This is a genomic window from Streptomyces sp. ID05-39B (assembly GCF_033794725.1).
GTDB lineage: Bacteria > Actinomycetota > Actinomycetes > Streptomycetales > Streptomycetaceae > Streptomyces > Streptomyces bobili.
The window spans coordinates 25,739-38,212 of the sequence record NZ_JARGEF010000055.1; the positions used below are offsets into that span (position 1 = coordinate 25,739).

13 protein-coding genes, 2 tRNA genes and 1 pseudogene are annotated in these 12,474 nt (G+C 70.9%); 12 read left to right on the top strand and 4 right to left on the bottom strand.

All coding sequences use genetic code 11. The features are described from left to right. Positions 1–72: 72 nt before the first annotated feature. Positions 73–1,146 (top strand): hypothetical protein, encoded by a 1,074-nt coding sequence (locus tag P1P75_RS15045; protein ID WP_319255433.1) that lies wholly within the window; start codon positions 73–75, stop codon positions 1,144–1,146. A gap of 140 nt (positions 1,147–1,286) precedes the next feature. Here P1P75_RS15045 and P1P75_RS15050 read toward each other — a convergent pair whose 3' ends face one another. Next, entirely contained in the window at positions 1,287–2,393 is a 1,107-nt protein-coding gene (locus P1P75_RS15050) for a M48 family metallopeptidase (RefSeq protein ID WP_319255435.1), read from the bottom strand. A gap of 141 nt (positions 2,394–2,534) precedes the next feature. Between P1P75_RS15050 and P1P75_RS15055 the strand changes: the two genes are divergently transcribed. From P1P75_RS15055 to P1P75_RS15085, 7 genes are all read left to right on the top strand, one after another. Continuing rightward, positions 2,535–2,696: a hypothetical protein gene (locus P1P75_RS15055; protein ID WP_319255437.1), complete on the top strand. Its 162-nt coding sequence runs from the start codon at positions 2,535–2,537 to the stop codon at positions 2,694–2,696. A 168-nt stretch (positions 2,697–2,864) separates the two neighbouring features. Next, positions 2,865–3,029, top strand: a complete 165-nt coding sequence (locus P1P75_RS15060; RefSeq protein ID WP_266456681.1) for a hypothetical protein — start codon at positions 2,865–2,867, stop codon at positions 3,027–3,029. A gap of 79 nt (positions 3,030–3,108) precedes the next feature. Beyond that, a complete protein-coding gene (gene nadD, locus P1P75_RS15065) occupies positions 3,109–3,747 on the top strand; it encodes a nicotinate-nucleotide adenylyltransferase (protein WP_319255439.1) in 639 nt (212 codons plus the stop codon). A gap of 16 nt (positions 3,748–3,763) precedes the next feature. Then, the gene (locus P1P75_RS15070) at positions 3,764–5,608 is read left to right on the top strand and encodes a LytR C-terminal domain-containing protein (protein WP_319255440.1); all 1,845 of its coding nucleotides are present in this window, start codon (positions 3,764–3,766) and stop codon (positions 5,606–5,608) included. A gap of 132 nt (positions 5,609–5,740) precedes the next feature. Further along, the gene (rsfS, locus tag P1P75_RS15075) at positions 5,741–6,184 is read left to right on the top strand and encodes a ribosome silencing factor (protein WP_319255443.1); all 444 of its coding nucleotides are present in this window, start codon (positions 5,741–5,743) and stop codon (positions 6,182–6,184) included. Continuing rightward, on the top strand, positions 6,184–6,867 hold the full coding sequence (locus P1P75_RS15080) for a histidine phosphatase family protein (protein ID WP_319255445.1): 684 nt from the start codon (positions 6,184–6,186) through the stop codon (positions 6,865–6,867). Before rsfS ends, P1P75_RS15080 begins: the two co-directional genes overlap by 1 nt. Positions 6,868–6,985: 118 nt before the next feature. Then, positions 6,986–7,058 (top strand) — tRNA-Ala (locus tag P1P75_RS15085). A gap of 83 nt (positions 7,059–7,141) precedes the next feature. Here P1P75_RS15085 and P1P75_RS15090 read toward each other — a convergent pair. Further along, on the bottom strand, positions 7,142–8,008 hold the full coding sequence (locus P1P75_RS15090) for a helix-turn-helix transcriptional regulator (protein WP_319255454.1): 867 nt from the start codon (positions 8,006–8,008) through the stop codon (positions 7,142–7,144). 224 nt (positions 8,009–8,232) lie between these two features. Between P1P75_RS15090 and P1P75_RS15095 the strand changes: the two genes are divergently transcribed. The 4 genes from P1P75_RS15095 (at position 8,233) to P1P75_RS15110 (ending at position 10,266) form a co-directional block, all read left to right on the top strand. After that, entirely contained in the window at positions 8,233–9,597 is a 1,365-nt protein-coding gene (locus tag P1P75_RS15095; RefSeq protein ID WP_319255447.1) for an MFS transporter, read from the top strand. 69 nt (positions 9,598–9,666) lie between these two features. Further along, entirely contained in the window at positions 9,667–9,840 is a 174-nt protein-coding gene (locus P1P75_RS15100; protein ID WP_319255448.1) for a hypothetical protein, read from the top strand. A 3-nt stretch (positions 9,841–9,843) separates the two neighbouring features. Continuing rightward, the gene (locus tag P1P75_RS15105; RefSeq protein ID WP_003976229.1) at positions 9,844–10,077 is read left to right on the top strand and encodes a hypothetical protein; all 234 of its coding nucleotides are present in this window, start codon (positions 9,844–9,846) and stop codon (positions 10,075–10,077) included. Between the two features lie 116 nt (positions 10,078–10,193). Beyond that, a tRNA-Ala gene (locus tag P1P75_RS15110) sits at positions 10,194–10,266 on the top strand. Positions 10,267–10,421: 155 nt separating this feature from the next. On the opposite strand, the gene P1P75_RS15115 is transcribed toward P1P75_RS15110, so the two are convergent. Beyond that, entirely contained in the window at positions 10,422–12,032 is a 1,611-nt protein-coding gene (locus tag P1P75_RS15115; protein ID WP_319255450.1) for an NADH-ubiquinone oxidoreductase-F iron-sulfur binding region domain-containing protein, read from the bottom strand. Continuing rightward, positions 12,029–12,474: pseudogene (locus P1P75_RS15120) on the bottom strand (cytochrome b/b6 domain-containing protein); the annotation flags it as partial. The pseudogene P1P75_RS15120 and the gene P1P75_RS15115, both read right to left, overlap by 4 nt.

The following is a 12,474-nucleotide window of genomic DNA, read 5'->3' on the forward strand; positions in this document are numbered from 1 at the left end:
GGGTGAGAACCTGTCAGAACTTGTCGCGCAGCGGGGCGTTTACCCCGGGTCCCGGCGACCTACTCTCAAAGTATGGGCGGGCCCGGAGAGCCACCGGACGGGGCACCCGAGGGGAGTCCCGGTGGCGGCGAGGACGAGTACCGATCCGTCGTCTTCGACGAATCGTTCGTCCGCGCTGCCCGCCTCCAGGAGTACTCCGCCGAGGAGCGCATCGCCGACCACGCCCCCGCCGTACGCCGCCGCCCGCCCCTGCGCCGCAGTGGCCTGCCCCGGCAGGCGCTCGCCCTGGTCCTGCTCATCGCTGTCGCCTTCGGCACCGCGATCTACATGGGCGTCCGTCATCCCTACCAGAACCCGGCCGCCCGCCGGGCCGTCGAGCCGCTGCGGACGACCGTCATCCCGCTCGCCCCGCAGGGCGCCGTGCCCGGCACCGCCGACCCCGCGTACCTGTACGCGCACAGTCCGGCCGCGCAGTACCGCGTCGGCGCCGAGGGCATCCCGCTGCCGCCCTCCCGGCGCACCGCGCACTTCTCCGACAGCCAGGTCGTCACCGCCCTGACCACCGCGAAGGACTACATCGTGCGGTCCTCGCTCTATCCGGAGGTGCTCACCGGGCAGCAGGTCCGGCCCGTGCGGGTGCTGCTCGATCCCGAGCAGCTCGACCAGTTCGACGAGAGCTTCACCCACCCGGCCGCCGACGGACGGCACGTGCCCACCGGCTGGCTGGTGCGCATCGATCCCGCCCGGGCCGAACTCGCCGATCGCGGGATCCGGGTCCAGGGCACCCTCCAGGCCTCCGAGAGCGACGCGTCCACCCTGGAGGTCACCGCCGACCACACCTTCGTGTACGCACTGCGGCCGGCCGGGGCCGACGCGAAGTCGCCGGTCTCGCTGTTCACCGTCCGCCGGGAGCTGCAGTTCCGCTTCGACCGCGACGACCTGCGACTGCGCCAGACGCAGCTGATCGTCTCCTACGTCCAGGCCGGCCCGCTGTCCTGCGCCGAGGACTCCACGAACCACCTGCGCCCGCTGCTCGCCGGCCAGACCGCCAGGACGGGCGGTCCGGCCGGCACCGACCCCTACGCCACAGGCGGCGCGACGCCGCTCTGCGGATCACTGGCGGCGAGCGCACAGCCGAGGGTCTGAGCAGTCCGGGCCATCCGGGCTGCCCGGACTGTTCGAGCGGCGGTGGGAAGGAGTCCCCTCCCCGTCCCGCGGCCGTCAGTTCCGTAAATCCTCGGTTCCGTCAGCTCCCCAGTCCCGTCAACCCGTCAATCCGTCAGTCCTCAGTCCTCGGCGCGCGGGGGCGCGTCCGTGGGCCGGTCCTTCGGGGGTGCGGTGCCGGGCGCGGCACCGGTGAAGCCGTCGAAGCCGCGACGCACCCGGCCGCCCAGGTTGCCGGCCCCGCCCGCGATGTCCGTGACCAGTCTCATCAGCGGGTCCTTGGACGTCTTGACGTGGTCGGCGTAGTGCGACGCCGACTCGCGGAAGGAGTCGGAGACCGAGGTGTCCTTGTCCTCACCGCGGCGCGGGTAGTGGCCGTCCAGGATCCGCTGGTAGTCGCGGGACTCGGCCCACTTCTTCAGCTCGGCCGCGCGCACGGTGGTGAAGGGGTGCGAGCGGGGCAGCACATTGAGGATCTTCAGCACGGAGTCGCGCAGGTCACCGCCGGCCTCGTAGTCCTCGGCCTGCTTCAGGAACGCGTCCACGTTCATCTCGTGGAGGTGATTGCCGCCCGCGATCTTCATCAGGCCGCGCATCGAGGCCGTCAGGTCCTGGCCGACCAGCAGGCCGGCCCGGTCCGCGGACAGCTCCGACTTGCGGAACCACTCGCGCAGCGCTGTCACGATCGCCATGATCGCGAGGTTGCCCAGCGGGATCCAGGCGACCTTGACGGCGAGGCTCGTCAGGAACAGCAGGATCGTGCGGTACACGGAGTGCCCGGACAGGGCGTGCCCCACCTCGTGGCCGATGACCGCCCGCATCTCCTCCTCGTCGAGCAGCTCGACGAGGCCGGTGGTGACCACGATGATCGGCTCGTCCAGGCCGATGCACATCGCGTTGGGCTGCGGGTCCTGGTTGACGTACATCGCCGGGACCTTCTCCAGGTCCAGGATGTAGCAGGCGTCCCGCAGCATGTCGTTCAGATGCGTGAACTGCTGGTCCGATACGCGGACCGAGTCGGACAGGAACAGCAGGCGCAGACTCCGCTCGGGCAGCAGCCCGCTGAGCGCCTTGAAGACCGTGTCGAAACCGCTCAGCTTGCGCAGTGCCACCAGGGCCGATCGGTCGGCCGGGTGCTCGTACGCACGCGAGGAGACACCGGGAAAGCGCTTGCGCTGCCTGCTCGGCACGTTCTCGTGACCGTTGTGCTCGTGGCCGTCGTCGGACATCCATCCCCCAAGTGCGTGTGTATGGCCCTTGTATGTGTGGTCCTTTGCGGACCTTTGTGCAGCCCTTTGCGCCCCCGAAGCAGGGCCCACCCTAGGCGGAGTTACGGTGGACGGGCACTACACCGAACGGAGTCCCGCGCCATGGAGCACACCCCCGCCGCAGCCTGGATCGCGCAGGCCGCCGACGCGGCGCAACAGCAAGGTTCGGGGAACCTGCTGCGGGTCGTACTGATCGTGATGGTCCTGGGTTGTGCGCTGACGGCCTGGTTCCTGTTGCGGGGCTACAAGCGGAAAGACGACTGAGCCGCCGGGAAGGTTCCCCCTCGCTTCCCCGCCGCCCCCGCCCGACGGCGGAGTCGGCGTGTGGTGCGCCGAGGCGCCCGCTTACGATGGGCCGACATCTTTATCCCGCCTCCTCCGCTCCCGGCTTCTCGCGAGCGGAGGGACCCGATCGGATAGGTCCTGCCGAAGATGAGCTTCCACAGCGCCGCTGCCCAGTTGGTCACCCTCGCCGCCGAGGGCGAGGAGCACGGTGGCAACCACGAGAGCCTGAGCCCGCTGCTCACCGGTGGTGGTGCCTTCGTGATCCTGATGCTCCTGCTGTGGATCACCACCCGCTTCAACCGCGACCGCTGAGGGACACCGTGTTCATAGCGGGGCACTCCGGGCGCACGCCGGCCGGTGCCCTCAGGACGGGCCGGTAGGGTCTGCACGCATGGGAGAGCAGGACATGCCTACCGGTCCGTCGAACGGCCCGTCGAACCCGGGCAAGCGCCGCCTCGGCGTCATGGGCGGAACGTTCGATCCGATCCACCACGGGCACCTCGTGGCGGCCAGTGAGGTCGCCGCACAGTTCCGCCTGGACGAGGTCGTGTTCGTCCCGACCGGCGAGCCGTGGCAGAAGAGCCACCGCAGAGTCTCCCTGGCCGAGGACCGCTACCTGATGACGGTCATCGCGACCGCCGAGAACCCGCAGTTCTCGGTCAGCCGCATCGACATCGACCGCGGCGGGCCCACCTACACCGTGGACACCCTGCGCGACCTGCGGTCCCTCAATCCGGACACCGACCTCTTCTTCATCACCGGCGCGGACGCCCTGGGCCAGATCCTGACCTGGCGGGACAGCGAGGAGCTGTTCTCCCTCGCCCACTTCATCGGGGTCACCCGGCCAGGCCACAACCTCGCCGACCCCGGCCTCCCCGAGGGCGGCGTCTCCCTCGTGGAGGTCCCCGCACTGGCCATCTCCTCCACGGACTGCCGCGTGAGAGTCGCCAAGGGCGACCCCGTCTGGTATTTGGTGCCGGACGGAGTCGTGCGCTACATCGACAAGCGCGAGCTGTACCGCGGCGAGTGAGCCGAGAGGGGCACCGGTGAACGACCGAAACGAGGCGGACTACGGGGAGATCCCGTACGAACTCGTCGGCTATGACGAGTACGGGCAGCCTGTGTACCGCCAGGTCCAGCCCCAGCAGGCCTACGACCCGTACGGACAGCAGCAGGGCTACGGCTACGACCCGTACACCCAGGGCGGCCAGCAGCAAGCCGCCCACCCCTCCTACGACACGGGTCAGCAGCCGGCGACGCCCGCCTACGACCCCTACGACACGGGTCAGCAGCCGGCGACGCCCGCCTACGACACGGGTCAGCAGCCGGCCACGCCCGCCTACGACCCGTACGACACGGGTCAGCAGCCGGCCACGCCCGCCTACAACCCGTACGACACTGGCCGGCAGGCCCCTGTCCAAGAGGCCTACGGCACCGGTACGCGCGGGGAGCAGGTCGCCGGGACCGCGGCCCCGTACGACCCCTACGGGCAGACCGCCACCACCGGGCAGCAGCCGCGGGCCGGTGAGCAGACCGCCTACATTCCTCAGCAGGCCCGACCGGCCGAGGCCGAGGCGGTCGACGAGGGCACCGACGCCTCCGCGGGGACCCGACGGGACTACACCGAACAGTTCGCGTTCGTCGAGGATCCCGACGGCGACTCCGAGGACGTCATCGACTGGCTGAACTTCACCGAGAACCGCACCGAACGCCGCGAGGAGGCCAAGCGCCGTGCCCGCGGCCGCCTGGTCGCCCTCGTCGTCGTCCTCGCGCTGACCGCGGCCGGCGGCGTGGGCTACCTCTGGTACGCCGGGAAACTGCCCGGACTGTCGTCCTCCGACGACTCCAGCACCGGCACCACTGCCGCCCCCGCCGCCCAGAAGCGCGACGTGATCGTGGTCCACCTGCACGACACCGCCCGCGGCGGCACGTCCACGGCCCTGCTCGTCGACAACACCACCACCGAGCAGGGCACCACCGTGCTGCTGCCCAACTCCCTCGTCGTCACCACCGACGACGGCACCACGACGACCCTCGCCAAGTCCGTCGACGGCGACGGCTCCGCCGGCACGCGCCAGTCGCTGGACACCGTCCTCGGCACCGAGATCCAGGGCACCTGGCGGCTGGACACCCCCTATCTGCAGAACCTCGTCGACCTCGTCGGCACGATCGAGGTCGACACGGACACCGCCGTGCCCGACCCCGCCGCCAAGAAGAAGGGTCAGGCCCCGCTCGTCAGCAAGGGCGAGGGCCAGTCCCTGAGCGGCAAGATGGCCGTCGCCTACGCCACCTACCGCGCCGAGGGCGAGGCCCAGAACGCCCAGTTGAAGCGGTTCGGCCAAGTCATGCAGGCCGTGCTGCGCAAGGTGTCGTCCGACCCGCAGGGCGCCACCGTCACCGTGCAGACGCTGGCGCAGATCCTCGACCCCTCGCTCACCGACAAGGACCTCGGCGCGTTCCTCGCCAACCTCGCCGACCTCGCCAAGGGCGGCGACTTCAAGACCGCCATGCTGCCCGTCCAGGCCGACGGCACGCTCAGCGCCGAGGCCAGCGCGAGCGTGGTCAAGGACGTCCTCGGCGGGACCGCCAAGAGCCCCGCGAAGGACGCGGCGGTCAGCGTCTCCGTGCGCAACGCCAGCGGAGTCAGGGCCACCACCGAGGACGCGCGCGTGGTGCTCCTCAACGGCGGCTTCACCTTCCTGGACGGCGGCACGGCGGGCACCGCGTCCGCCTCCAAGGTGCTTTACGCGGACGCCGCCGACAAGGAGAACGCCACCGACGTCGCCAAGACCCTGGGCCTGCCCGAGGACACGGTGGCGAAGGGCGCGGTCCCGGCGAACGCGGACGTGACGGTCGTCCTGGGGACGGACTACGAGCGCCCGTCGCCCTAGCCGGGGCGCGATCGGGGGGCCTCCCAAGGGAGTGACCCCCCGGTCACGCAGGGGCCGGGTGTATTCGCGTGGGGTGCCGTCGGCGGCCGTGAGACCCTTGAGGTCAAACGACCACCGACGGAAAGCCATGTAGTGACCGCCACTGACCGCTCCATCGAGCTCATCCGGACCGCCGCCCAGGCGGCCGCCGACAAGCTCGCGCACGACATCATCGCCTACGACGTCAGCGACGTGCTGTCGATCACGGATGCCTTCCTGCTGGCCTCCGCTCCCAACGACCGCCAGGTCAAGTCGATCGTCGACGAGATCGAGGAGCACATCCAGAAGGAACTCGGCGTCAAGCCGGTCCGCCGCGAGGGCGACCGCGAGGCCCGCTGGGTTCTGCTCGACTACGTCGACATCGTCGTCCATGTCCAGCACAGCGAGGAGCGAGTCTTCTACGCCATGGAGCGGCTGTGGAAGGACTGCCCCGAGCTGGAGCTGCCCGCCGACGCCAAGGCGACCCGGGGCAAGGCCCAGGAACACGCCAAACTCCAGGCCGCCGAGGACGCCGCAGAGCCGGGTGGTGACTGGTAATGACCGCAACGGGTGCCGAGGCCGGGTCCGCGGCCGGCCGTACGCCGGGCCGCGGCCGGCGCGTCATCCTCTGGCGACACGGCCAGACCCTGTGGAACGTGGAGCGCCGCTTCCAGGGCACCACGGACGTCCCGCTGACCGAGACCGGCGTGGCCCAGGCCCGCCGGTCCGCCCGGCTGCTGGCGTCCCTCAAGCCCGACGCGATCGTCGCCTCCGACCTCCAGCGGGCTGCGAACACGGCCGCCGAGCTGGCCGCGCTCACCGGCCTGGACGTGACCCACGACGAGGCCCTGCGCGAGACGTACGCGGGCGTCTGGCAGGGGCTGACGCACGAGGAGATCGTCTCCCGGTTCGGCGACGAGTACACCGCGTGGAAGCGCGGTGAGCCCGTCCGTCGCGGCGGCGGCGAACTGGAGTCGGAGGTGGCCGACCGCGCCGCCCCCGTCGTGCTCCGGCACGCCGAGAAGCTGCCCGCGGACGGCACGCTCGTCGTCGTCAGCCACGGCGGCACGATCCGCACCACCATCGGCCGCCTGCTCGGTCTCGAGGCGGACAGCTGGGAGAGCCTCGGCGGCCTCTCCAACTGCTGCTGGTCCGTTCTCGGCGAGGGCGCGCGCGGCTGGAGGCTCCTCGAGCACAACGCCGGCACGCTGCCGGAGCCGGTCCTCGGCGACGACGACTGAGCGTCTCAGGGCGGCCCGGACCCGGATTTCACTTTCCGGCAGGTCGCAGGCTAAAGTTCTTCTTGTTCGCCCCGCCGAGCGGGGCGAAACACCATGTGACTCCGGTCGCGTGGCACGAGGGGCTATAGCTCAGTTGGTAGAGCGCCTGCATGGCATGCAGGAGGTCAGGAGTTCAATTCTCCTTAGCTCCACTGATCGACACTCCATGGAGTTGTCAAAGATCGGTGTCAAAGGGTTTCGAGAAGATCCCGTCCCCCAGGGGCGGGATCTTTTTTTATTGTCTGCGCAACAACTCCGCCCGCCGTGCCGTCTCCTCGTCCTCCGGGGTGTAGACCACGATCCGGCACTCCGGCATGCCGTCGACCGACAGCGACATGGATGTCATCCGCAGATCGCCCACCGCGGCGTGCCGGAAGACCTTCACTCGGCGGCCCGGCTCCGCCACGTCACCGGACTCCCACAGCCGCGCGAACAGCGGGCTCGCCGCCGACAGCGCGCATATGAAGTCCTCCCAGACGGGCTCGCCGGCATGCAGGCCGTACGCGGCGCGCATGGTCGCCACCATCACCGGCAGCTCCGCGTCCCGGAACAGCAGCGGGCAGGCCTCCTCGTCCACCGTGAACAGCGCCCACAGCGCGTTGGCCGGCGTCCCGGCCGACGCCCGTGTCGAGGCCAGGAACAGATCCTCGTACACGGCGTTGGCGGCCAGGATGTCGTACCGCGAGTTGTAGACCACCGCGGGCCGGGGTGCGAGGGCGTCGATGATGCCCCGGATCTCCGGCCCCACACTGCGCGGCAGGGCCTCCGGCGTCGGCACGTACGGCACTTCGGCCAGGTGGTAGAGGTGCTCCCGCTCCGGCGGTTCCAGCCGCAGGGTGCGCGCCACCGCGTCCAGCACCTGGGCGGACGCGTTGATCGGCCGGCCCTGCTCCAGCCAGGTGTACCAGGTGACGCCCACGCCCGAGAGCTGGGCGACCTCCTCCCGCCGCAGCCCCGGCGTACGGCGCCGCAGACCTGGTGGCATGCCGACCTCGGCCGGTGTCACCCGGGCCCGCCTGCTGCGCAGGAAGGCCGCCAGCTCCGGGCGCCGCCGCTGCGCGGACCCGCTCCTCGCACGGTCCGGGCCTGTCCTCGCCGCCATCGTCACGTCAGTCACCGTCCATCCCCCGTTCCTCCCCTGCCGGTTGCTGCCAGGTGCTGTCGGTACCAGCATCGACGGGCTCTCGGCACCCGTACCGAAGCCGCGTCAGGCTCGGCGGCATGACGACCTCACCCCGGACGAGCCCGGCTTCCGCACCTGTTCCAACTCCTGCCACCAGTAAAGACCCTGGCACTGACAATCGGCCCCGGCGCCTGCTGGCGGTCGTGCTCGCCGCCCAGTTCATGGCACTGCTGGACGTCTTCATCGTGAACGTCGCGGCCCCCACGATCGGTTCCGACCTGAAAGCCTCGGGTGCCGACCTCCAACTGGTCGTCGCCGGCTACGCCGTCACCTACTCCGTGCTGCTCATCACCGGCGCCCGGCTCGGCGACCGGTTCGGCCACGGCCGGGTCCATCTCGTCGGGCTGGCCCTGTTCACCGCCGCCTCGCTGGCCTGCGGACTGGCGCCGGGATCCGCCGAGCTGATCGTGTTCCGGCTGGCGCAGGGCGCCGGGTCCGCGGTGATGATCCCTCAGGTGCTGAGCCTGATCCAGCGCACCTTCGTGGGCGAGGCCCGGATGCGGGCGCTCGGCGCGTACTCCGCGGTCCTCGCCGTCGGCGCGGCGGCCGGCCAGGTCGTCGGCGGCCTGCTGGTCAGCGCGGACCTGCTGGGCACCGGCTGGCGGCCGGTGTTCCTGGTCAACGTGCCGGTGGGCCTCTTCCTGCTGGCCGTAGGCAGGCGGGTCCTGCCGCTCGGCGCCGGGGAGCGGCAGGCGCCCGCCCGCGGCCTGGACGTGTCCGGCCTGGTGCTGCTCGGCGCGGCGGTGTCCCTGGTCACCGTCCCGCTCGTGCTCGGCCAGGAGGAGCACTGGCCGCTGTGGTCCTGGCTCTCGCTGGCCGTCGGCGTGCTGCTGTTCGCCCTGTTCTGCGGCTACGAGTCCCGTCTCGCGCGGCGCGGCGGTGCCCCGCTGATCGCACCTCGTGTACTGCGCCACCCCGGGATGGGTCTGGCCGTACTGCGCATCGGGTCCGTCATGGCGGTCAACGGCGGCTTCCTGTTCGTCCTCACCCTGCACGTCCAGGCGGGCCTCGGTTACAGCGCGCTGCGCGCGGGCCTGACGTTCGCGCCGACCGCGGTCGTCTTCGGCGTGGTCGGTCTGACCTGGCGCAGGTGGCCCGCCGCCTGGCAACGGGCGCTGGCCCCGGCCGGCTTCACGCTCACAGCGCTCTCGGTGGCGGCGGTGGGCCTCGCCCTCAGGGGCGGTGACCATGGGGGCGTGTGGGTGTACCCCGCGTACGCCGGAGTGGGGGTGGGGCTCGCGCTGGCGTTCAGTCCCACGCTCACCCGGGCCCTGGCCGCCGTACGTCCCGAGGACGCCGCAGACGCCAGCGGGCTGCTCGCCACGGTCACGCAGCTCGGGCAGCTGATCGGCGTCGCGGCCTTCGGCGCACTCTTCCTGGACCGGCTTGAGTCACTCGGGGCCCCGGAGGCGTATACCTCTTCGGAAGCGCTTCTCACATGCATGTTCGCGCTCGCTGCGACAGCAGCGCTCGGTGCCGTGTCCGGACTGGTACTGAGGCGTCGCTGACCGTATTGGCCCGGCCGTGGCAGAATCAAACGGCCGGAAGGGGGCGCGGCCCGACGGGAGGGAGTTGCGATGCCTGCGAGCATCATCGGAGAGGGCGGTCACCTCTCCGAAGCAGCGGTGACACCGGACACGGCCACCCGGCTCAGCTGCCCTTCCTGCGGTTCCGCGTTCGTGGCCCAGGTCCTCGGTGACAACGGCGGGATCTCCTACGTGTGCACGGCCTGCGGCCACAGCTGGAGCTGATCGATGGGTGCCCACAGGCGGAAGTGCGACTGGTGCGGCAGTGGCACCCCGATCGTCCGCGACATGGAGCCGGTCAATCCGGACTACCAGTACTGGTGCGAGGAATGCGCGCGGGCGCTGATCATAAAGGGCGACCCGATCGAGACGTACCGGGAACTGGAGGGTGAGCCGATCTACGGCCGGCTCCTCGAGGAGCACTGCACGCTCAAGCGCTTCTACTCGTTCGTCACTGCCTGAAGCGCGAATTAGGGCAGAGATGCATGAATCGGGCATAGCGGAAACGATTTGGTGGTGCACCCCCAGGAGCGTGTAATGTTGGCGTCGCCACCAGGGAAGCCCGGTGGACACCGCAAGGGGCTATAGCTCAGTTGGTAGAGCGCCTGCATGGCATGCAGGAGGTCAGGAGTTCAATTCTCCTTAGCTCCACAGCAGATCCCGCCGGATCGAAAGATCCGGCGGGATCTTTTTTGCGTGCGTTCCGGGTCCGCACGCGCGCGGGTGCGGCGACAGACGCGCGTGCGGCGGGAAATGAGCCGAGGGGCCGTGCCGTCGGGGACGGCCCCTCCAGGTGTCGTACGGGATCAGCGGCCCAGGGCGCGGCGGCCGCGGCCCTGGGAGAGCACCGGGAGGTTGCGGGAGGGCTCCTTCGCGCGCGTGTCCTCCTCGATCCGCAGGGCCAGCGCCGGGCAGCGGCGCACGGCGCGCAGCGCCTTCGCCTCCGCGTAACGCGGCACCTTCGCCTGCGCGACCGTCGGGAAGCCGTCGGCGCCGAGCTGGAAGACCTCGGGGAGGATGTCCGCGCACAGGCCGTGGCCGCGGCACAGGGTCCAGTCCACGAAGATCTTCTGACGGCTGTCGCCGCCGTCCTCGGGCGCTCCGCCTGCCGTGATGCCCGCGGGGGCCATGCCGCCCTCGAAGAGCGGCAGAACGCCCTCCACGGGCCGTCCGCAGCCATTGCCGAGGACATGGGCCGCCAGGTCGTCGGTGAACGCCTTGATGGTCGACTCCAGGAACATCGCGGAGCCGTCCGGGTGCGAGCAGGCACCGCGCCGCTTCACGTTCTTGGCGACCTGCTTGAGCGCTTCGAGGGCGGCGGGGCCGCCGCCGTTGATGATGTCCTCCAGGCCGCGCGCAGCGGCCGGCAGGCCGAGGTAGCAGGGACCGCACTGGCCCGCGCTCTCCTCGGCCAGCCACTGGGCCACCCGCAGCGACTCGCCCAGCGGGCAGGTCTCCTGGCTGATCGGCAGGATCGCGCCGGCACCGAGCGCGCCGCCCACCGCGTCCAGGGAGTTGCGGGAGACGACCGCCTCGTTGACCGTCGCGGCGTCGATCCACTTGCCGTGGTACCCGCCGGTCAGCACGCCCTGCGGGACCGGCGGGGCGCCGGCCAGCTGGAGGACGTAGCGCAGCGGGACACCCGTGGGGACCTCGATCACCATGGGGCGGGCGACAGCGCCGGAGACGGTCAGCATGACGGTGCCGGGCTCGTCGTAGAGGCCGGTGTTGCCGTAGCGCTCCGGGCCGATGCGGGCGCCGATGGCCAGCTGGGCGAACGTCTCGGCGTTGGAGAGCAGGGTCGGGGCGCCGCCGACGCCGTTCTGCGAGGCGCTGACCTTGCGGCCGGGCGGGATCGCCGGGCCGCCGTCGATGGAGCGGATCACGGACGCGGCCGCGCCGGTGACCATGCGGATCGGATTGCGCTGGACGAACGCCTTCAGGGCCGAGCGGCGGCCGTTGCTGAGGCCGCGCTCGGCCAGTGCCGCCTCCATGGAGCGCTGGGTCGACTCGCGGGTGACCGCCACCACGAGCGTGCGGGCACCCAGCGCCTCGGCGACCAGCAGCGCGCCGTCCAGGATGAGGTGCGGCGCGCGGTTGATCAGGACCGTGTCCTTGCGGCAGGCCGGTTCGTCCTCGCTGCCGTTGACGACGACGACGGGCCGTACGCCGCGCTTGATCGCCGCGTCGGCGACGGAGCGCAGCTTCTTGTGGAAGGGGAAGCCCGCGCCGCCGCGGCCCTTCAGGTTGATGCGTTCCGAGAGCTGCGCGAGCTTCTCGCCGCCCATGGGTTCCAGCGGCCCGTGCACCTTCAGGTGCATGGGCAGATCGAGTCTCTCGACAAGGTCGAAGCCCGACGTGAGCTGCGGAAGGCCGACCACGCGGACTTCTGGGACGTCGGGCAGGGCCTCGTTCACCTATAGCCTCCGGAAGGCGTGTTCCAAGGTTCGCCCGAGCCCGGCGCGTCGAAGGACGCTCCGGGGGGTGGTTCATCGGCGGGACCGCTGTTGTACGTGTCGTTCGGGTTGTACGCGTCATACCGGGTGTTTGTCTCACCGGTGTCGTACACGTCACTTCCGCCGTACCCGCCGGTGCCCGGATTGCCATAGACCGGGATGTTGAATCCCGTGTCCTGGAGCGGGTCGTAGACCGACTGCGGCGCCTCGCCGACCGGCGGCGGGGACGGAATCGGCCAGTTGCCGGAGGTGCTGCCGCCGCTGTCCACGCGCGAGACGGCCTCGGCGGCCCGCATGTCGAACGACAGGTCCATGCGCGCGGTCTGGTCGGTGGCGAACGACTGGTCCGCGCGCGGGGGCGTCGATACGGCCCTGTAGGCGGCGGCGAAGCCGTTCACGGGCT

Bases quoted from the DNA above. Each gene is read 5' to 3' on its own strand.
- P1P75_RS15080 (WP_319255445.1), top strand. From the start codon at position 6,184: ATGACCGCAACGGGTGCCGAGGCCGGGTCCGCGGCCGGCCGTACGCCG.
- P1P75_RS15055 (WP_319255437.1), top strand. From the start codon at position 2,535: ATGGAGCACACCCCCGCCGCAGCCTGGATCGCGCAGGCCGCCGACGCG.
- P1P75_RS15105 (WP_003976229.1), top strand. From the start codon at position 9,844: ATGGGTGCCCACAGGCGGAAGTGCGACTGGTGCGGCAGTGGCACCCCG.
- nadD (WP_319255439.1), top strand. From the start codon at position 3,109: ATGGGAGAGCAGGACATGCCTACCGGTCCGTCGAACGGCCCGTCGAAC.
- P1P75_RS15045 (WP_319255433.1), top strand. From the start codon at position 73: ATGGGCGGGCCCGGAGAGCCACCGGACGGGGCACCCGAGGGGAGTCCC.
- P1P75_RS15060 (WP_266456681.1), top strand. From the start codon at position 2,865: ATGAGCTTCCACAGCGCCGCTGCCCAGTTGGTCACCCTCGCCGCCGAG.
- P1P75_RS15100 (WP_319255448.1), top strand. From the start codon at position 9,667: ATGCCTGCGAGCATCATCGGAGAGGGCGGTCACCTCTCCGAAGCAGCG.
- P1P75_RS15050 (WP_319255435.1), bottom strand. From the start codon at position 2,393: ATGTCCGACGACGGCCACGAGCACAACGGTCACGAGAACGTGCCGAGC.
- P1P75_RS15090 (WP_319255454.1), bottom strand. From the start codon at position 8,008: ATGGCGGCGAGGACAGGCCCGGACCGTGCGAGGAGCGGGTCCGCGCAG.